General features: G+C 59.9%; 16 protein-coding genes. 4 read left to right on the top strand and 12 right to left on the bottom strand.

The features are described from left to right. Genes nirB through ACR0KL_RS11070 form a run of 3 tightly spaced genes read left to right on the top strand, consistent with a single transcriptional unit; the run spans window position 1 to window position 5,404 of the window. On the top strand, window positions 1-2,436 hold the full coding sequence (nirB, locus tag ACR0KL_RS11080) for a nitrite reductase large subunit NirB (protein WP_170675898.1): 2,436 nt from the start codon (window positions 1-3) through the stop codon (window positions 2,434-2,436). After that, window positions 2,433-2,765, top strand: a complete 333-nt coding sequence (gene nirD, locus ACR0KL_RS11075) for a nitrite reductase small subunit NirD (protein ID WP_170675899.1) — start codon at window positions 2,433-2,435, stop codon at window positions 2,763-2,765. Before nirB ends, nirD begins: the two co-directional genes overlap by 4 nt. Next, the gene (locus ACR0KL_RS11070; protein ID WP_170675900.1) at window positions 2,765-5,404 is read left to right on the top strand and encodes a nitrate reductase; all 2,640 of its coding nucleotides are present in this window, start codon (window positions 2,765-2,767) and stop codon (window positions 5,402-5,404) included. The genes nirD and ACR0KL_RS11070 overlap by 1 nt, the downstream gene beginning before the upstream one ends. A gap of 128 nt (window positions 5,405-5,532) precedes the next feature. Here the strand turns inward: ACR0KL_RS11070 and glnT are convergent, their stop codons facing one another. The 12 genes from glnT to ACR0KL_RS11010 form a co-directional block, all read right to left on the bottom strand. Beyond that, window positions 5,533-6,861 (bottom strand): type III glutamate--ammonia ligase, encoded by a 1,329-nt coding sequence (glnT, locus tag ACR0KL_RS11065; protein WP_170675901.1) that lies wholly within the window; start codon window positions 6,859-6,861, stop codon window positions 5,533-5,535. Window positions 6,862-6,942: 81 nt separating this feature from the next. Continuing rightward, window positions 6,943-8,271, bottom strand: a complete 1,329-nt coding sequence (locus ACR0KL_RS11060; RefSeq protein ID WP_170676138.1) for an FMN-binding glutamate synthase family protein — start codon at window positions 8,269-8,271, stop codon at window positions 6,943-6,945. A 20-nt stretch (window positions 8,272-8,291) separates the two neighbouring features. Beyond that, window positions 8,292-8,975 (bottom strand): GltB/FmdC/FwdC-like GXGXG domain-containing protein, encoded by a 684-nt coding sequence (locus ACR0KL_RS11055; protein WP_170675902.1) that lies wholly within the window; start codon window positions 8,973-8,975, stop codon window positions 8,292-8,294. A 1-nt stretch (window position 8,976) separates the two neighbouring features. Continuing rightward, window positions 8,977-9,900 carry a class II glutamine amidotransferase gene (locus ACR0KL_RS11050; RefSeq protein ID WP_480777027.1) on the bottom strand — a complete coding sequence of 308 codons (924 nt, stop codon included), beginning with the start codon at window positions 9,898-9,900 and terminating at the stop codon, window positions 8,977-8,979. Window positions 9,901-10,106: 206 nt separating this feature from the next. Then, window positions 10,107-10,733, bottom strand: coding sequence for a helix-turn-helix domain-containing protein (locus tag ACR0KL_RS11045; protein WP_480554933.1), 627 nt, complete (start codon window positions 10,731-10,733; stop codon window positions 10,107-10,109). Window positions 10,734-10,990: 257 nt separating this feature from the next. After that, window positions 10,991-11,995 carry a diphosphomevalonate decarboxylase gene (gene mvaD, locus ACR0KL_RS11040; protein ID WP_480554931.1) on the bottom strand — a complete coding sequence of 335 codons (1,005 nt, stop codon included), beginning with the start codon at window positions 11,993-11,995 and terminating at the stop codon, window positions 10,991-10,993. Then, entirely contained in the window at window positions 11,988-12,890 is a 903-nt protein-coding gene (locus tag ACR0KL_RS11035; RefSeq protein WP_170675905.1) for a GHMP family kinase ATP-binding protein, read from the bottom strand. Before ACR0KL_RS11035 ends, mvaD begins: the two co-directional genes overlap by 8 nt. Next, entirely contained in the window at window positions 12,887-14,017 is a 1,131-nt protein-coding gene (locus ACR0KL_RS11030) for a GHMP family kinase ATP-binding protein (protein ID WP_170675906.1), read from the bottom strand. Before ACR0KL_RS11030 ends, ACR0KL_RS11035 begins: the two co-directional genes overlap by 4 nt. Next, a complete protein-coding gene (locus ACR0KL_RS11025) occupies window positions 14,001-15,167 on the bottom strand; it encodes a hydroxymethylglutaryl-CoA synthase (RefSeq protein ID WP_480777026.1) in 1,167 nt (388 codons plus the stop codon). Before ACR0KL_RS11025 ends, ACR0KL_RS11030 begins: the two co-directional genes overlap by 17 nt. Beyond that, window positions 15,161-16,231, bottom strand: coding sequence for a type 2 isopentenyl-diphosphate Delta-isomerase (gene fni / locus ACR0KL_RS11020; protein ID WP_170675907.1), 1,071 nt, complete (start codon window positions 16,229-16,231; stop codon window positions 15,161-15,163). Before fni ends, ACR0KL_RS11025 begins: the two co-directional genes overlap by 7 nt. Further along, window positions 16,228-17,262: a hydroxymethylglutaryl-CoA reductase gene (locus tag ACR0KL_RS11015; RefSeq protein WP_170675908.1), complete on the bottom strand. Its 1,035-nt coding sequence runs from the start codon at window positions 17,260-17,262 to the stop codon at window positions 16,228-16,230. The genes fni and ACR0KL_RS11015 overlap by 4 nt, the downstream gene beginning before the upstream one ends. A 182-nt stretch (window positions 17,263-17,444) precedes the next feature. Continuing rightward, window positions 17,445-18,203 carry an NAD(P)-binding domain-containing protein gene (locus ACR0KL_RS11010; protein ID WP_170675909.1) on the bottom strand — a complete coding sequence of 253 codons (759 nt, stop codon included), beginning with the start codon at window positions 18,201-18,203 and terminating at the stop codon, window positions 17,445-17,447. A gap of 156 nt (window positions 18,204-18,359) precedes the next feature. Between ACR0KL_RS11010 and ACR0KL_RS11005 the strand changes: the two genes are divergently transcribed. Further along, window positions 18,360-19,280 carry a LysR family transcriptional regulator gene (locus ACR0KL_RS11005; RefSeq protein WP_480777025.1) on the top strand — a complete coding sequence of 307 codons (921 nt, stop codon included), beginning with the start codon at window positions 18,360-18,362 and terminating at the stop codon, window positions 19,278-19,280. Window positions 19,281-19,295: the final 15 nt, after the last annotated feature.

Genomic DNA, 19,295 nt, shown 5'->3' with positions numbered 1-19,295 from the left:
ATGAAGCAAAGACTTGTTGTCATTGGCGCAGGGATGGCCTCGGGCCGGGTGCTGGAGCACCTGACCGACGCCGCGCCGGATGCGTTCGACATCACCCTGTTCAACGCCGAGCCGCGCGGGAACTACAACCGCATCATGCTCAGCCCGGTCCTTTCGGGCGAGAAAACCTATGAAGAGATCGTCACCCATGACGACGCCTGGTATGCCCAACGCGGCATCTCCTGCCGCTTTGGCGAGCAGGTTGCCAAGATCGACCGTGAGATGAAGGTGGTCGAGGGCGTCAACGGACATGTGCCCTACGACAAGCTGATTGTTGCGACGGGGTCAAATCCATTCATCATCCCTCTGCCCGGTCATGATCTGGAAGGTGTGATCGCCTATCGCGATCTGGAAGATACCCAGCGGATGATGGGCATGGGTTCGGGCAACAAGGTTGTCGTCATCGGCGGCGGCCTGCTGGGGCTTGAGGCCGCTGCGGGCATGGCCGCGCATGGGGTCGACGTGACCGTCGTTCACATCATGGGCCACCTGATGGAACGTCAGCTGGACGAAGCCGCAGGGTATCTGCTGAAGAAGTCGCTGGAAGACAAAGGCATCAAGATTTGCCTGCAGGCGAACTCGAAAGAAATCCTCGGGCAAGATGGCAAAGTCCGCGCGCTGCTTCTGGACGACGGGACCGAATTGCCCTGTGATCTGCTGGTCATGGCCGTGGGAATCCGCCCGAACACGGCGCTGGCGCAACAGGCAGGTCTGGCCACCGGGCGCGGTATCCATGTGGACGACCAGATGTTGACCTCGGACCCGGATGTCTACGCCGTGGGTGAATGCGTCGAACATGACGGGGCTGTCTTTGGCCTTGTCGCGCCGCTTTACGATCAGGCGAAGGTGGTGGCGCAGGCGCTATTGGGCGAAGAGGCTGCGTTTGTTCAGAAAACCCTCTCGACCAAGTTGAAAGTCACCGGCTGCGATCTGTTCAGTGCGGGCGATTTCGCGGATGGGCCTGGACGCGAGGATATCGTGTTTCGCGACCCCTCGCGCGGGGTCTACAAACGCCTTGTGATCGAAGAGGATAGCCTGATTGGCGCTGTCATGTATGGCGACACTGACGATGGCAGCTGGTTCTTCGGGCTGATCAAGGACGGCACCAGTATCGAAGACATGCGCGAGACGCTGATCTTCGGACCCGCCTATCAGGGGGGCGACACTGCGGACCCTCTTTCAGCCGTTGCAGCATTGCCGCCTGAGGCGGAGATTTGCGGCTGCAACGGCGTATGCAAAGGTGACATTGTCGAGGCGATTAACGCGGGTGCCAGCGATCTGGGCGCAGTGCGTGCAAGCACCAAGGCCAGCGCATCCTGCGGGACATGCACGGGGCTGGTTGAACAGGTGTTGCAAGTCACTCTGGGCGATGAGTTCCAAATGCCAACGGCGCAACCGATCTGCGGATGCACCGATCTGACCCATGAAGATGTGCGCCGTCTGATCAAGGGGCAGGAACTAAAAAGCCAGGCCGCCGTTTGGCAAGAACTAAGCTGGACAACGCCGAATGGCTGCCATGTCTGCCGTCCGGCGATCAATTATTACCTGCTGGCCGACTGGCCTCTGGAATATCAAGACGACCCGCAAAGCCGCTTCGTCAACGAACGCAAGCACGCCAACATCCAAAAGGACGGCACTTTCAGCGTTGTCCCGCGCATGTGGGGAGGCATCACCACCCCCGAAGAATTGCGCGCCATCGCGGATGCGGCGGACAAATACGACGTGCCCACGGTGAAAGTCACCGGCGGTCAGCGCATCGACTTGTTGGGCGTGAAGGGTGAAGATCTGCCCGCCATCTGGTCTGATCTGAACCAGGCCGGTCTGGTCTCGGGGCATGCTTATTCCAAGGGGCTGCGTACCGTCAAAACCTGCGTCGGCACCGATCATTGCCGCTTTGGCACGCAAGACAGCACGGGTCTAGGCATCAAGCTTGAGAAAATCCTGTGGGGCTCCTGGACCCCGCACAAGCTGAAATTGGCGGTGTCAGGTTGCCCGCGCAACTGCGCCGAGGCGACCTGCAAGGATATCGGTGTGGTCTGCGTGGAATCAGGGTACCAGATCAGCATCGGCGGGGCCGCCGGTATGGACGTCAAAGAGACCGAGCTCCTGTGTCAGGTTCCAACTGAAGACGAAGCGATCGAGGTCGTGATGGCCGTCACTCAGGCCTATCGCGAAGGCGGCAAGTATCTGGACCGCTTGTATAAATGGCTGGGCAAGGTGGGCATGGACTGGGTCAAGGCTCAGGTCGTCGAGGACCGGGAGAACCGTGCCGCTCTGGTCGAACGGTTCGAACTGTCCCAAAGCATCTACCGCAAGGATCCGTGGGCGGAACACGTCAAAGACAAGGCGCAGACCTATGCGCCGATCGCAGATTTCACACTGGAGGCCGCGGAATGAGCTGGATTGACATCGGACATATCGAAGACATCCCACGACGTGGCGCGCGTTTGGTGAAAACGCATATCGGCTGTATCGCGGTCTTCCGCACCGCCGAGGCCGAGGTCTTCGCCGCCACCAACAGCTGCCCCCACAAAGGCGGGCCGCTGTCCGAGGGGATCGTGCATGGGCATTCGGTCACCTGCCCTCTGCACAACTGGGTCTTCGACCTGAACACAGGTCAGGCGCAGGGCGCTGACGAGGGGCAGATCGCCACCTATCCGGTGCGTCTCGAAGGCGGGCGCATCCTGTTGGATGCCAGCACAGTCTCTCACCGGAGCGCCGCCTGATGGACGGCACTGGCCTGCCCGAGGTCCGCTCGACCTGCGCTTATTGCGGGGTCGGCTGTGGCGTCCTGCTGCGCCCCGACGGGGCCGGAGGGCTGGCCGTACGCGGCGACCCGGACCACCCGGCAAACCATGGCCGGCTCTGTTCGAAGGGCTTGGCTTTGGGTGAGACCCTCGGCCTCGACCACCGCCTGCGAAACCCGCGCGCATTTGGTGAGGATGTCAGCTGGGATGACGCCCTTGAACTGGTTGCGGATCGGTTCTCATCGGCGATCAAGGCGCACGGGCCGGACAGTGTTGCCTTCTACGTCTCGGGGCAATTGCTGACCGAGGACTACTATGTCGCCAACAAGCTGATGAAGGGGTTCATCGGGTCGGCGAATATCGACACCAATTCGCGGCTCTGCATGGCATCCACCGTGGCCGGGCACAAACGCGCTTTTGGCACAGATACCGTGCCCGGAACCTATGAGGATCTGGATCAGGCCGATTTGGTTATTCTGGTCGGCTCAAACCTCGCGTGGTGCCATCCGGTTCTCTATCAACGGCTCATGGCGGCACGTAAGGCGCGTGGGACCCGGATCGTTGTGATCGACCCGCGCAGAACGGCAAGTTGCGATCAGGCGGATCTACACCTGCCTCTGGCACCGGGCAGCGATGTGGCCCTATTCAACTATCTGCTTGGCCGCATTCACGAATCCGGAAAGGTCGACGCGGGTTTTCTGAGCCATACGAAAGGGTTCACCGACGCATTGGCCGCCGCGCAAAAGGACAACCCGGCGGCGACCGATCTGGATCAAAAAGACCTCGACACCTTCTGCGACATGTGGATCAGGACCGAGCGCGTGGTCACGATCTTTAGCCAAGGTGTCAATCAGTCTTCCAGCGGGACGGACAAGGTCAACGCGATCCTGAATTGCCATTTGGCTGCGGGCCGGATCGGTCGACCCGGCATGGGGCCGTTTTCCGTCACCGGGCAGCCGAACGCCATGGGCGGGAGAGAAGTCGGTGGGTTGGCCAATATGCTCGCCTGCCATCTGGATATCGAAAACGAAAACCACCGCGCGGCGGTTCAGCGGTTCTGGGCTGCACCAAACATGCCCAAGAAACCGGGGCTGAAAGCCGTCGACCTGTTTCGAGAGATCGAAAAAGGGCAGATCAAGGCTCTCTGGGTGATCCATACCAACCCCGCCGTCACCATGCCCGAGGCCGACCGGGTGCAGGCCGCCATCAAAGCCTGTCCCTTCACGGTTGTCAGCGACCTGACCGAACATACAGACACCGCCCGCGTCGCAGATGTGGTGTTGCCAGCAGCAGGATGGGCCGAGAAAAGCGGCACCGTAACCAACTCGGACCGCACGATCAGCCGCCAGCGCGCCGTACTGACCCCTCCGGGCCATGCTCGGGCCGATTGGGATATCCTCGCCGAAGTGGGCCGCCGTATGGGGTGGCAAGAGGCATTCGATTATACCTCGCCAGTGCAGATTTTCCGCGAATACGCTGCCCTGTCATTGGTGGCCAAACCCTTTGGGCGCGATTTCGACATCTCTGGATATGCGGACCTGTCGGAAGACGACTATGCCGAGCTGCAACCAACCCGCTGGCCGGTGACGCCTGACGGCACTGGAGGGAGGTTCTTTGGCGGCGGGCAGTTCTTCCACCCTGACGGCAAAGCCCGCCTGATCCCGGTCAGCCACAGACCGCCCGAGGCGAAGGCCTCGGACCGCTACCCGTTCCTTCTGAACACCGGGCGCACACGGGACCAATGGCACACCATGACCCGCACTGGCCTGTCACCACGCCTGTCGTCGCACCTTGCTGAGCCTTTCATTGAGGTTCACCCGGATGATGCGGATCGTCTCGGGCTAGACCCCGACAGCTTGGTCGAGGTCAAAAGCGCGGTCGGGGCATGTATCTTCCGACTAAAGACATCCGATGCCGTCGCGCCCGGACAGGTGTTCGCGCCGATCCACTGGACGGGTGAAACAGCCCCCTCGGCCCGTGTCGATGCATTGATACCCGGCGTTACTGACCCGGTATCAGGCCAACCCGAAAGCAAAGCCGCCGCTGTGTCCCTGCAACCCATGAAGGCGGGTTGGTACGGTTTTGCAGTCTCCGCGACACCTCCATCACCGTCGGCAGAATATCGGGCAACGGCGAAAACCGAAAACGGCTATAGAACCGAGCTGGCGGGCTCTGAGATGCCCTCTGACTGGGAGGAAACGGCCCGAGACTGGTTCCAACTGCCGGACGCCCTGTCCACATCGGTCGAAGACCCCAAACGCGGGTCATTCAGGATCGCCCTGTCAGACGGTCCGCGCGTTCTTGCCGTTCTCTTTGTCTCTCGGGACCCTGTGACCTTGATGCGGGAGTATCTTGCAACCCTGCCCGATGCTGCGCCTCATCAGCTCCTCTCCGGTCGTTCCGCAAACGGTGTCGAGGATGGCGGGCCGATTGTCTGTTCGTGTTTCGGGGTTGGGTTGAATACGATCGTCCGGGCCATCGGTTCCCGGAACATCGCTGATGTCGATGACATCGGCAGGCTTTTGCAGGCGGGTACGAACTGCGGCTCTTGCCGCCCGGAACTGTCAGGATTGCTTGCAAAGCATTCAGTTCCGATCTTGCAGGACGTCGAACCCTAGGCGCAGGACCATTTCAGGGTTCTGCAACGCCGCCAAAGTCGGAACACGCAGATCGGCAGTATTGGCGAATGGCCCTGTGCGCCAAAAAGACCAAGGCCGCAGCTTTTGCTGCGGCCTCTTTTTTGCTCTCAGATATCAAGAGTATGCTGTTTTTCCCAGTTCGAGAAGTGGGACACGAACGAGTTCCACTCCTGATGCTTCATCTTCAGGAAAGCGCCAGAGAACTCCTGCCCCATCATCTCTTTCAACTCGGCATCCTTGTCGTATTCGCGCAACCCATCCAGCATGTTCAGCGGCAGTTTGGGCGCGTCAGTGACAGTGTGGCCTTCGGCGTACATGTCGATGTCGTAGCGCGGTCCCGGATCAGCCTTGCTGCGGATGCCCGACAGACCGGCGGCGATGATCACCGCCTGCAGCAGATACGGATTCGCCGCCCCATCGGGCAGGCGCAGTTCGAACCGCCCCGGGCCGGGGACGCGCACCATATGAGTGCGGTTGTTGCCGGTCCATGTCACTGTGTTGGGCGCCCATGTGGCGCCTGACATGGTGCGCGGGGCGTTGATGCGCTTGTAGCTGTTGACCGTCGGGTTGGTGATCGCCGCCAACGCGCTGGCGTGTTTCATGATGCCGCCGAGAAAGTATTTGCCCTGCTCGCCTAGCCCAACCTCTCCGGTAGGGCCGTCGCCGTCGCCCGCAAACACGTTGGTCTTCGCATCCGCGCCCGGCGCGTCCCAAACCGAGATATGGGCGTGGCAGCCATTGCCCGTCAGCCCTTCGACCGGCTTGGGCATAAAAGTGGCGCGCAGCCCATGCTTCTCGGCCACAGATTTGGTCATGAACTTGAAGAAGGAATGCTTGTCGGCGGTTCTCAGAACATCATCGAATTCCCAATTCATCTCGAACTGGCCATTGGCGTCCTCGTGGTCGTTCTGATACGGGCCCCAGCCAAGGTCCAACATGTAGTCGCAGATCTCGCGCACCACGTCATAGCGGCGCATCACGGCCTGCTGATCATAACAGGGCTTTTCGGCAGTATCGAACGGGTCGCTGATCTGTTCGCCATCGGGGGTCAGCAGGAAGAACTCGGCTTCGATGCCGGTTTTTACATGCAGGCCCATCTCGGCGGCCTCGTCGATCAGACGGCGTAGCACGTTGCGTGGGGCTTGGGCCACATCCTGCCCCTCCATCACGCAATTACCGGCAACCCAAGCGACTTCGGGCTTCCATGGCAGTTGAATCACCGAGGACGGGTCCGGCACCGCCAGCATGTCGGGATGCGCGGGGGTCATATCCAGCCAAGTGGCGAACCCGGCAAAACCGGCGCCCTCTTTCTGCATGTCGGCAATGGCTTGTGCGGGAACCAGTTTGGCCCGCTGTCCACCGAACAGGTCGGTGAACGAAATCATGAAATATTTGACGCCTTTTTCTTTGGCGAAAGCTGCCAGATCTGTCGTCATGGTCGGCCTTCCTTTCCCTGTTTATCAATCCCAATAGAAGAAAGACGCAGCCTCGTGGGACCGCGCCTTCCGAATGTCAGATCAGAACCCGGCCTTGCCCGGATACCAGTCGGTGCCTGCCAGGGGCACTTTTGCCATCGCAGCCGCCTCCATCGTCAGGGCACACAAGTCCTCGGGTTCAAGATTGTGCAAGTGATTGTGGCCGCAGGCCCGCGCGATGGTCTGCGCCTCAAGCGTCATGACCTTCAGGTAGTTGCGCAGCCGTCGCCCGGCATCAACCGGGTCAAGACGCGCGGCAAGCTCGGGGTCCTGAGTGGTGATGCCCGCGGGGTCCTTCCCTTCATGCCAGTCGTCATAGGCCCCGGTTGTGGTGCCCAGCTTCTGATACTCAGCTTCCCATTTCGGGTCGTTGTCGCCAAGGGCAATTAGAGCCGCCGTGCCTATCGCCACCGCATCCGCGCCAAGCGCCATCGCCTTGGCCACGTCTGCCCCGGTGCGGATACCGCCCGAGATCACAAGCTGCACCTCGCGATGCACCCCCAAATCCTGCAGCGCCTGCACTGCGGGTCGGATACAGGCCAGCGTCGGAATGCCCACATGTTCGATGAACACATCCTGCGTGGCCGCCGTGCCGCCCTGCATGCCGTCCATGACAACCACATCGGCTCCGGCTTTTACCGCCAGTGCGGTGTCATAGTAAGGCCGCGTCGCGCCGACCTTGACGTAGATTGGCACCTGCCAGTTGGTGATCTCACGCAATTCGAGGATCTTGATCTCAAGATCATCCGGCCCGGTCCAGTCCGGGTGGCGACAGGCCGAGCGCTGGTCGATCCCCTTGGGCAAGGTCCGCATCTCGGCCACGCGGTCGCTGATCTTCTGGCCCAGAAGCATGCCGCCGCCGCCGGGTTTGGCCCCCTGCCCCACCACGATCTCAATCGCGTCAGCCTTGCGCAGGTCGTTGGGGTTCATGCCATAGCGCGAGGGCAGATACTGATAGACCAGCTTGGTCGAGTGGCCGCGTTCCTCGGGCGTCATACCGCCATCGCCAGTCGTGGTCGAAGTGCCGGCCGCTGAAGCGCCGCGGCCCAAGGCCTCTTTGGCCGGTCCCGAAAGCGCGCCAAAGCTCATACCTGCGATGGTGATCGGGATATCCAACTGGATCGGGTTCTTGGCAAAACGCGTGCCCAGCGTCACCGAGGTATCACAGCGTTCGCGATAGCCCTCCAGCGGATAGCGTGAGACGGAGGCCCCCAGAAACAGCAGGTCATCGAAATGCGGTACCTTGCGTTTGGCGCCTCCACCCCGGATATCATAGATACCGGTGGCCGCCGCGCGGCGGATCTCGGCGTTGATCGGGTTGGAAAAAGTCGCCGACTGGATCGGCACGGTGCGGGGGGTCTGATCGTCCATATCTTTCATACCCTTCATCCTTAATAAGCGGCCGAGTTGTCGACGTCGAAGTTATACAGCTGACGCGCCGAGCCATAGCGTTTGAACTCTTCCGGCTTGGCATCGCTGCCAGCGCGGTCAAGCAGATCCTTCAGGATCTCGAGATGCTCTGGGCGCATCTCTTTCTCGATACAATCCGCGCCGAGGCTTTTAACCGAGCCGCGCACGAACAGCCGCGCCTCGTAGAGGGAATCCCCCAGCGCGTCGCCAGCATCACCGCAAACCACCAGATTGCCCGCCTGCGCCATGAATGCCGACATATGGCCGATGTTGCCGTGCACCACGATGTCGATCCCCTTCATCGAGATCCCGCAGCGCGAGCTGGCATTGCCCTTGATCACCAACAATCCACCGTGGCCCGTGGCCCCAGCGTATTGGCTGGCATCGCCATCGACGATGACCTGACCCGACATCATGTTTTCGGCCACGCCCGGCCCGACCGAGCCTTCGACCCGAATGGTGGCCTGCTGGTTCATGCCCGCGCAGTAATAACCGGTCGAACCTTTCACGGTCACCTCGATCGGCGCGTCCAACCCGACCGCGATGGCGTGGCTGCCCTTGGGGTTCACCACCTGCCAGCTGGTCTGGTTGGTCTCTTTGCTCTGGTCCTGCAGGGCGGCGTTCAACCCGCGCAGGCAGTCAGCCTCAAGATCATAGGTCTGCATCTTACGCGGCCTTTTTGTTAGGAGTGTTTGTGTGGGACCAGAAGTAGACCGTCGCCGGCTCCGGCTCCCACACGCGGGCTTCTTCGATGCCGGGCAGGTTCACCAGGGCGCGGTATTCACTGCCGAAAGCCACATATTGATCGGTTTCCGCCATGACGGCCGGTTTGCAGGCTATCGGGTCGCGGACCACGCCGAACCCGTCCTTGGTGCCAACGACAAAGGTAAAGAACCCATCCAGATCCTCAAGACTGCTTTCCAGCGCCTCGCCCAGAGACGCGCCATTCATCATTTTCCACGTCAGATAGGCCGCGCCCACCTCGGTGTCATTCTCGGTCTGGATATGGACGCCCTCACGACGCAGCTTGCGCCGCAGCGAGTTGTGGTTGGACAGCGATCCGTTATGCACCAGACACTGGTCATCCCCGGTGTTGAACGGGTGCGCACCCATTGTGGTCACCGCCGATTCCGTGGCCATACGCGTGTGGCCGATGCCATGCGTGCCGGTCATGCCGCTGAGGTTGAAGCGCGCGGCAACATCTTTGGGCAGACCGACCTCCTTGTAGATCTCAAGGCTTTCTCCGCGGCTCATGATCCGGACCGAGGGGCGGATTTCGGCTAGCGCAGCGCGCGCGGCCTCGAACTGATCGCCGGGGATATCCAGCACCGCATGTGTGTCGTTGATCGTCTGGGTCACGGACGTGTTCAGGCGTTGACCCAGCTCATCCGCCAGACCGGCGAAGTCCTGTTCGGGGTTTACAGACTGAACGGTGACTTTTGTAGTGCCCTGAGATGGTTCGCCATAGATCGCGATACCAGCGCTGTCGGGTCCACGGTCGGTCATGGTGATCAGCATATCCGTCAGCATCTCACCCAGCTTGGGCGACAGTGACTGGTCTTTAAGGAATAGTCCGACAATTCCGCACATGGCAGACAGCTCTCCTTGCGTGTTTCGTTGCGCGTGTACGCTAGCAACAAAACATCGGACCCTCAATAACTAGAGGAAATGTTTTTTCCTAACAGGCAAATTATGCCCAATTTCTGGGCGCACAGAAATACGCCGTCCCAAGAAAGCCCGGACGACACGCCTTTAGGCTAGGCTAGCTGATTATCAGCACTCTGATAAAAGGCGGATCAGCTTGTCTGAGGGTAACTGATCACCGACAGATACCGCGCTGGCAGGCTGACCAGACGCTCCGGCCCATGCGGCGCATCCGCGTCGAAAAACAGAGTATCACCGGGTTTCAACGGATAAACCTGATCACCATGGCGATAGTCGACCTCACCCTCCAGCACATAGATCGTTTCGATCCCGCCATGCTGGAACGTTGGGAAAACATCCGATTCCGCGGTCAGAGTGATCAGATAAGGCTCGACAATCACGCCCGAACCATTGGCGCCTAAATGGCCGAGAAGGTTGTATTGGTGATGCGCCCGCGTGCCTTCGCGCTCTAGCTCGACGCCTTCACCGGCCTTGGTGTGGACAGCATCGCGACGCTCTTCAAAACGGCGAAAGAAGCTGGTCAGCGGAACCGACAACGCATCGGCCAGCAGTTGCAGCGTGGTCAGCGATGGCGACGTGTTGCCGTTTTCGATCTTGGACAGCATCCCGATCGACAGGCCGGTAACCTGCGCCAGCTCGGCGACCGTTGTGTTCTGTTGCTTGCGAAAGGCCCGAACCTCGCGACCGATAGCCACTTCCAGAACCTTTTCCCGGTCACCAGACCGGATCGAATGAGGATCCTGCGTGAGTTTCGTCATTGAGGCTCTGTCGTTAGGGTTGGCCGTCATATCCACTGCCCTTGCTACAAGTGTTTGAGCCTGTTCGGCAAGGCGCTGAGCCTGCAAGTTGGATAGCGAAGCCTTTGGCGAAAGTCTATTGCCCGCCAAAGGGTAGGAAGACTTGAGGGCATTGCCAACCTCCAACGCCTGGTGAGCGTGCATTGGATCGCGCGCGGTCACCTTCCAAAGCGTGACACGTTCGGCAGCGGCGACCACTCAATCTTGTGTCGTGGCTTCTATGCGTTTGACCATTCGAACGGAGATATCACGCGGGCGTCAGGAAACGCTTGCAGGACATCTGCCTCGGCTTCTTTCAGGAAAACCAGCTTGATATTCGCCCCCGCATCCATCGTGGCATAGGTTGCAAGACCATCTTTGCGGGCCTGCCACAAACGATGCAGGATCACCCAGCTTTGATCTGAAAGGTAGGTCAGCGAAGGGCGCGCAGCTTGCATGGTCGCGTGCATGGCCAACGCATTTGCCTCGGCCGTTTGGCCTAGGGTTTCAAAGTCTCTCTCATTGATCGCTTGCTCGATGGTCTTGCAGTCCCGATCGGCCATCTCGGGCCAGCTGGAAAACAGAGGGCTTGTATCGACTGTGTGGTTCATTCCATCGCGGGACGAGTGCAGTTTCGGGCCTGTGTCCACCTCGACAATGGCAATGCGGAACTCCGGCCATACCGGCTCAAGCGGCACGCCGTGGCTGTCACCGCCGTCAGCGCGCATGCCCTTGTCCCAACGCACAAAGCCGTGCCAGAGCGAACGGGTTGCGCTGCCGCTGCCCAATCGGGCGATCAGGCTCATGTCCTGTGCTTGCAGGTCCAACCCGAAACTGCCACATAGCGCGCGGGTCAACGCAGCAAAGCCCGAGGCGGAGGATGCCAAACCGGCCGCCGTCGGAATTGTGTTTCTGGTCGAAATCATCAGTGGCACATCGCGGCCACCGCGAAACAAATCCGCAAACGCAAGCGCCTTGCGCGCGAACTCTGAGGTCGGCGGCAGAGGCTGACCGTCCAGCAAAACCTGATCCGACCCGCTCTGGGATGGCTCGACAGTTGTATGAGACCCCCATTCCGCCAAAGAGATCGACAAGGAACTGTTGAGCGGCAGATTCAACGCTCTGTCCCGCTTGCCCCAGTATTTCGACAACGCAATATTGCTTGGGGCATAGGCGCTGAAGCTTTGAACCTCGTCCGCGTCTCGCATCGCTTGCTGAATGAGGGTCTGAACGGCGTCAGTCATGTATGATCAGTCCTTCGCTGGCCAGTGTCACCGGAGTGAACGCGTCAGGCGGCGCTCCCAGGGCCAGAACGCAATCGCCCAAGCCAGAGCCCGAGATCTTGGCCGCCATGACTCCTTCGGCCTGTCGGGCCGATGTGATGATCCGGTTCAAGGTTTCGTCGCTCACACCCAAATCCTCCATCCGGTTTTGATAGTTCATCAGGGCGTCCGCGAAGGCCACCCAATCGCGGTCCTTTGCTGCATTGATGGCATGATCGGCCAAGTCACCCATATCGGCATAAAGCGTTTTGAACTCGGCCTCTCTTACGATCATCCGTTCAGCAACCTTTTGCAACACAACCGAGGTGGGGGTCTTGTATCCACAGTATCGCAGGCTGATCGTCGGAGGGTGAGGCAGTGCCACCATCTCTGGGTTTGGTGGAGCGCGGTAAGCCAGCATACCGCCCTGCAAGCTGGCGGCCAAATCGGCGCCACTGCCGCGGCCCTGAATGTCCTGAATGATCTGATAGGCCTTGGAGTGAATACCGTTCAACGGCTGACCCGTGACCGTGAGAACGGCCCCCAGAGCGGCAATGGCCACGGCGGCGGACGACCCCAGCCCAAGCGTCGGGTCAATCTCCGACGTAATCGAGATATCCATCCCGACGTCAATCGCATCCCTGTGCATGGCGATTGCAGCAAGGACAAACTTGTAGGGCCCTGCAGCTTGCACCTGATCCAAATCGACCGTTTGCGTTTCGGCAATCTCGGAGGAGAGACGCACCAGTTGATCGGTGCGCGGTCGCAGCGTCACCGTTAGTCTTTGTTCAATCGCGGCCACGATGGCTCTGGAGCCATAAACGACTGCATGTTCTCCGGTCATCATGACCGATCCCGGTGCGCTGGCCCGTATCATGAATTGGCCCCGTCTGAGCTGCGGCTAGGGGCCTTGCCCATCGCTGCACCTGCCGAGGCCAGACGCAGCGCGGACCATTGCATCTGAGGATAGCCCAACATGAAATCGGCCATTTTGTCATGGTCCTCCATGTGCACCAGAACCACCCCGCCGAAATCACCGCGTACAGACCCCCCACCGCAGATTTTAGCCGCACCGCTAATGCCTTCGATCTGTCTGACAAACGTTTGGCAAGGGTCTGGCACGACACCGATCATTTCCAGCAATCGCTGGTTTTCGGAAATCGCATCGTCCGGGTCATGCCCCGAGGCAATCGCGGTCAAAAACGCGGTCGTACAGTCGCCGAAACGTTGCCAAAGGGCGTCGTTCTGCGCGTGTTCGGCCTTGACCGCACTGACGCATTCGCCGGTGCTGCTTTCAGGCCGGCCGTGCAGGACCCAATACCACCCGTTCCCCGTCAGTAAACCATGATCCAGCGGCAATTCCGGCGCCGCGATACCCGTTTCGCCTGCACGCACAAGGCCGCCTCGGACAACTGCGGCGGCATCTATCGGCCCTGCACGCCCATGCTTGAGACGCTCGCAAAACCGGACCCGCTCATACCTCTCTTCAAGCGTCTTAGGCCGCTCCAACAGGTTTTCGAACAACACCGTTGTTGCCGCGACGATGGCGGCAGACGACCCCATACCCGCGCCGATCGGTAGCTCTGATCGACTGGCCAGCTGTCCCGGGGCCAGTTTGCTGTTCATCGCACCAATGCCGGGGATCACGGATCCGGGCGCTGCGAGGCTGTCATGCAACAAAGAGGCCAGAGTATAGACCGCCAGATCATCCGGACGCGTGAGGATCTTGTGGACATCCAACTCGCCGCGCGTGAATTGATCAAAGCGCTGATCCAGTGACGACTTGAACTGAGACAACAGTTTCAAGGGGTAGTATTCGCCTGACGACAGGTTCTCGAACGCGGTCTTCAGGCCTTCACCCAAGCCCAGCGGCTGAAACGACACTTCGGTATAGCGGGCCACAGCCATTGCCAGCGCGGGCATGCCGTACAGAACCGAATGCTCTCCGGACAGGATCAGCTTACCGGGCGCGTGGGCCCAGACTTTATCATGCGGTGCGGTCAACGTAGATGCGCTTGTTGTCGTCAATGCTTGCCAGTCTGTAGCGCCCTTTTGCCTCATCGGGCATGGGCGTATCTGTCCCGTCCTCGCCATTCATCGGGTGCCAAAGGGCAACATATTCATTATATGAGACGGCGGTCCGGTCCTTTAGGATTTCCCGGTGGCGGGGAGCAAACAGATGATCGCGGTAGCCTTCGACCACCTTGGCATCAAAGAACTCACCGGTCGCGCCGGACCCGTAGGAAAACAGTCCCAAGGACTTGCCAGCCAGATCGCTATCGATGTTCTCCAGCGTGGACAGGATCGCAAGGTACATCGACGCGGTATAGCTGTTCCCGACCTGGCGATTGTAGATCATCCCCGGCAAAGCGGCCTGCATATCAGCCTCGGCTTTTGCCTCTTTCGCCAGACGCAGATGCGCCTTTTCGCCCATACGCGAGAATGGCAGGTGATAGCAGAACTGCGCAAACCCATCGTAGGGCAAGCCGCCATTTGCCTGATAATCGCGCCAGGACTCCACCAGCGCCCCGAGATAACGCAGCGCCGAGTACTTACCGTCAACCAAGGGTGTGCGCCGGTGGTTGGGGCGCCAAAAATCCATGATGTCTTCGGTAAAAAGGCCCGAGACAGTGCCGATCTCCAACAGTGTCGGATTGGCCGTGACCAGCATCGCAACGGCTGAGGCCCCCTGCGTCGCCTCGCCCGAGCTGTCCAGATCATAGCGCGCGATATCCGAGGCGATCACAAGCACCTTACGATCCGGCTTGCGTGCCACATGAGCGCAGGCCATTTGCAGGGCGGCGGTGGCAGAATAGCAGGCCTGCTTCAGTTCCACATTGCGCAGGTTCGACGGCAACCCGAGAAGCCGCTGCACATAGATACCCGCCGATTTCGATTGGTCGATCCCTGTTTCCGTTGCAAACAAGATGGTGTCGATCCCGTCGGCACCGTGTTGATCAATGATCGGCTTCGCGGCCTCGGCGGCCATGGTCACAACGTCTTCATCATGCCCCGGCATGGCAATCTTTTCCTGCCCGATCCCGCGTGAGAACTTGGCCGGGTCGATGCCGTGATGCTGGGCCAGAGTGTCCAGCGAAATATAGCGATGAGGCGTATAAAAGCTCATCGCGCTGATACCAGTAGAGATTACCAAAACTTTGACCTTGATCGGATCAGTGAGACATTTGCCTTCAGCTGAGATACATCGGCGCAGCCCAAAAGAAACATCGCCGTAGTAAATTCGCGACGTAACTTTTCGATTTGCCGGATGACCCGTGCGCTCGATTCCTGCGCTGCGGCCAAAAACGGCGCGGCCATTCCGCACAGATCTGCGCCCAGAATGATAGATTTGGCCATGTCCACACCGTCTCGTAAACCGCCGCTGGCGATGAGTGTTGTTGGATCGGTCTTTTTGACCAAGACGTCCCGAGTTTCAAGCAGACTTTCGACCGTCGTCAGGCCCCAATCCTGAAAAACCAGCCCCAGATCGTCCTGCTCGTCCGCGCGGCGGTGATATTCGATCCGGCTCCAGGACGTGCCACCGCGACCGGCCACATCGAAATGGCGAATGCCAGCGGCATATGCCAGCTCGACATCGGGGCCGGACAGCCCGGCACCGACCTCTTTGATCAGCACGGGCAGCGGCATGTTCGAAACGAGATCAGAGATCTTGCCAGACAGGTTGGAAAAGTCGCGATCCCCCTCGACCTGCACAGCCTCTTGCAGCGGGTTGAGGTGCAAATAAAGCCCGTCAGCCTCAAGCGCTTGAACCGCCTGAAGGCAGTGGTCTGCATCTAGCCCCGCGTTCAACTGCACCGCGCCGATATTGCCGATCAACGGTATGCTTGGCGCGGCGTCACGCAGTTGAAAACTGCCCCTCGAGGCAGGATCGGCGAATAACACACGTTGTGAGCCAACGGACATCGCCACCCCGGTTGCCTCGGCCGCCTCAGCAAGGTTGCGATTGATCCTTGCGATCTCATCACCGGTTCCACCCGTCATCGACGAAATCAGCAGCGGAAAGCTGAGCGGTTTGTCCAGAAACTGGGTGCTGGTGTCGACCGCATCCAGATCCAGCTCAGGCAAGGCGCGATGGGTCAGAGATATCGCGTCAAACCCGCTGCGCCCGCGTTCGACACTGGGGTCTTCCAGAACGGCGCGCAGATGGTCCAGTTTGCGCCCGGCCACGCTGCGGTCGGCAGGTTTGGGCTTGGTCATCGTTCCAGTTCCATATGGGTGCGCACCAGCTCTCCGGGATTGGTTTGTGCGGCCATCAAGGACAGCTCACCGCACAGCACAGCCCCGGCACAGATGCCAGCCAAGCGACGGGCGTTTTCACCCGCCTCGCGTTCCTCTTTGCAGCCCATCAGGCGCAGGCTTTCTTCGACCTGATCATTGCCTTTTCCCGCCCCAACCGAACCGACGATCAGGTTCGGCAAGGTACATGAGAAATACAGGTCTTCACCCCGCGCTTCGCAATGAACGATACCTTGGCTACCCTCAATGATATTCGCGGCGTCCTGACCGGTGGCCAAATAGAAGGCCAGCAGAATGTTTGCGAAATGCGCATTGGCGCTGCGCAGAGATCCCGCAAGGTTTCCGCCAATCAGGTTCTTTTCGAGATTGAGCGCAACCATCTGCTCGGGTGTGGTGCGCAGCATGCGCCGCAGAAGCCGGCCCGGGATTTCCACTTCGGCAATGACGTATTTGCCCCGCCCCAAAAGCCCGTTCGCAGCGGATGCCTTTTTGTCGGTACACAGGTTGCCCGAGATCGACGCGTAGGCCAAATGCGGCTGGTCATCCAAGACCCAATTCAGCACCGCCTCGGCCGCCTTGGTCACCATATTGTGACCCGAGGCATCCCCGGTGGAACACTCAATCCGAATAAACAGCAAGTTCCCAGCGATCTGGCGATTCAGCTTGATCAGGCGGGCAAAGCGGCTGGTCGAGGAGATGATCTCGGCCACCTTGTCGGTCTGCGCCTCGATCCGTTTCCAGGCTTGATGCGCAGAGGCGGCATCCTGCGCACGTACGGCGATGGAACGTGTCATCCGCTCATCAACCAGGGTGACCTGAATGCCGCCTGCGTGCCGTGAAACACCCGCACCGCGCGCGGTGGAGGGCCATAAGGGTGTCTCGAACGTCGCCAGAGGGACGCTGACCTCACCGGACACCAGATCCCCCCTGAACAGAATCGGCCCGACCCATTGGGTTGGAAGCGGGGTCACGAACGTAGATTTGGCGCGCACCTGGTTACCCTTTTCAGTTTCGGTCGACAAAAGCGTCTGATCCGATGAGGGGTATCACCAGACCAAAGGGCCAATGTCAAACCGCGAAGGCTAAACATAGCGGTCGTCGCGGCGATCCCAACGGGTAAACTCATCCCCCATCAGCGATATGATGTCATCGCGCGCACTTACAGTCTGGACAATCAGCCCTCGGACAGGCGGGCCGACAGAACCTCGATCCCTTGGACCAGATCGTCATAGGTGTTGCGATCGGCCATGTACTCTCGCAATTGCTGGTTCAGCCCGCCCGGCGTGTTTAGGGACTCGACCAGATCGGTCATCGCGTTCTCGGTCTCCATCGGCGCGGCCATGATCGACCCTCCGATCAACAGACGCAGGAATTTCTCGGCCTCATGGGCGCTGCCGGTCTTATGGCCCAGCCAGTCAATCCCAACGGCCAGCGATTTCGCTACAACCGATAGCAGGGCTTGAGCGGCCAGAAACTCGTTGAAATCACTCTCGGACTTCATGGTGATCACAGTGTTTGAACCGCCATAGAGGGCCTCAACCGTTGGCGACGCGGGAAAGACCAGAACCGGAGACCCGCCCGAGGCAATGGACGGGAACGGGATCATCAACGTCTCGAACGTGGCCGGTGCAACGAGGGCCTGAACCTGTTCCGGCGAGATACCAACCATGAACGAGACAACCCGCTGGCCTTCGCGAAACCGCAGCGCGGACAGCATCGCCTCGGCTTGCTCGGCGGTCGATCCGACAAAGACCACGTCACTGGCATCCAAAACACCCTGATTGTCAGCCACAGTCACATTGTCGAAGCGGGCCGACAGCTCGGATGAGTTGGCCCGGCTTCTTTCGCTGATAACAATGTCATGCCCATCGCTGACCAAACCTTCGGCGCAGGCCCGCGCAATTGTTCCAAACCCCAGATAGCCAAGCCTCATGTTTGCCTCCTGTTTTCCGACAAGTGGTCGAGTCGCCCCGTTGATCGCCCTATTCGCCGCCGCAGGCAAACCAATTCTCTACCGACCAGACATCAAACGGACGGGCTCTTGCCCTGAACGATTGACGATCAGTTTCTCTGATGCTCAAAAGTTTGAATGATAAAGAACCAAGTCACGCTCAAACAGCTCGAAGCCTTTACCTTCGTGGTCGATATGGGAACCTTCCGCGCCGCGGCCAACGTGCTTGCGACGACGCAGCCCAATATCTCGTCACGCATCGCCACGCTGGAAGAGGCATTAGGCACAAAGCTGCTGCATCGCGATGCAGGGTCCGTGCGTCTGACAGCGAAGGGAGAGGCGCTGTTGGAGAAAACCAGAACGGTTCTCCGCGCAACCGAAGCCCTGCTGGAAGAGGCCGATCGACAAGATCTGATTCAGGAGCGGCTGCGTCTTGGCGTCACCGAATTGGTCGCCTGCACATGGCTGCAGGACTTTCTGCGTTGCCTAAAACAGCACTATCCCAATCTGAGCGTCGAGCTTGTGGTGGACCTGTCCGGCACGATTGATGAAAAGCTGCTGGAGGGGCAGCTTGATCTTGCCGTGCAGAACGGGCCGTTCAAAACAGACCTGGACGGAACGCGGGAGCTGACCGGCGAAGACTATGTGTGGGTGGCCAATACGACACTCGCCACGGCCTTGCCCGAAGGGCGCAGCGTTGACCGGTTTTTCGCATTCTCCGTTCTGACCCATGCTCGCCACACAATTGCAGGGCACAGCCTGCACGCCATGGCGCAGGAACGCGGGCTAGACGCGCAGAAAATCGTGCATTCGAACGCTTTGTCCGCCTGCGTTCCGATGGTATCGGAAGGCCTTGGGATCGCGTTGCTGCCGCGCCCGCTGGTCCAGCGCGAGATCGACGCGGGCGCCCTGCTGGAACTTCAATCCGACTGGACAGCCGAGCCGCTGCGGTTTTTCGCCCGCTACGATCCAAAGCGGGCCGCACGTTTTGTGGAACACGCGGCGGAAATCGCCGCTCAGCTCAGGCCACACACGATAAAAAAATTTGATCAGGAGTAGAAATTAAAGCAATTT

The sequence above is a fragment of the Ruegeria sp. C8 genome (genome assembly GCF_056537565.1).
Note: the sequence above shows the minus strand (reverse complement) of the source record. Positions and strands in the feature narration are given on the sequence as shown.

Coding starts and splice junctions, on each gene's coding strand:
- nirB (WP_170675898.1), top strand. CDS start 1: ATGAAGCAAAGACTTGTTGTCATTGGCGCAGGGATGGCCTCGGGCCGG.
- nirD (WP_170675899.1), top strand. CDS start 2,433: ATGAGCTGGATTGACATCGGACATATCGAAGACATCCCACGACGTGGC.
- ACR0KL_RS11070 (WP_170675900.1), top strand. CDS start 2,765: ATGGACGGCACTGGCCTGCCCGAGGTCCGCTCGACCTGCGCTTATTGC.
- glnT (WP_170675901.1), bottom strand. CDS start 6,861: ATGACGACAGATCTGGCAGCTTTCGCCAAAGAAAAAGGCGTCAAATAT.
- ACR0KL_RS11060 (WP_170676138.1), bottom strand. CDS start 8,271: ATGGACGATCAGACCCCCCGCACCGTGCCGATCCAGTCGGCGACTTTT.
- ACR0KL_RS11055 (WP_170675902.1), bottom strand. CDS start 8,975: ATGCAGACCTATGATCTTGAGGCTGACTGCCTGCGCGGGTTGAACGCC.
- ACR0KL_RS11050 (WP_480777027.1), bottom strand. CDS start 9,900: ATGTGCGGAATTGTCGGACTATTCCTTAAAGACCAGTCACTGTCGCCC.
- ACR0KL_RS11045 (WP_480554933.1), bottom strand. CDS start 10,733: ATGACGAAACTCACGCAGGATCCTCATTCGATCCGGTCTGGTGACCGG.
- mvaD (WP_480554931.1), bottom strand. CDS start 11,995: ATGACTGACGCCGTTCAGACCCTCATTCAGCAAGCGATGCGAGACGCG.
- ACR0KL_RS11035 (WP_170675905.1), bottom strand. CDS start 12,890: ATGATACGGGCCAGCGCACCGGGATCGGTCATGATGACCGGAGAACAT.
- fni (WP_170675907.1), bottom strand. CDS start 16,231: ATGACCAAGCCCAAACCTGCCGACCGCAGCGTGGCCGGGCGCAAACTG.
- ACR0KL_RS11010 (WP_170675909.1), bottom strand. CDS start 18,203: ATGAGGCTTGGCTATCTGGGGTTTGGAACAATTGCGCGGGCCTGCGCC.
- ACR0KL_RS11005 (WP_480777025.1), top strand. CDS start 18,360: ATGATAAAGAACCAAGTCACGCTCAAACAGCTCGAAGCCTTTACCTTC.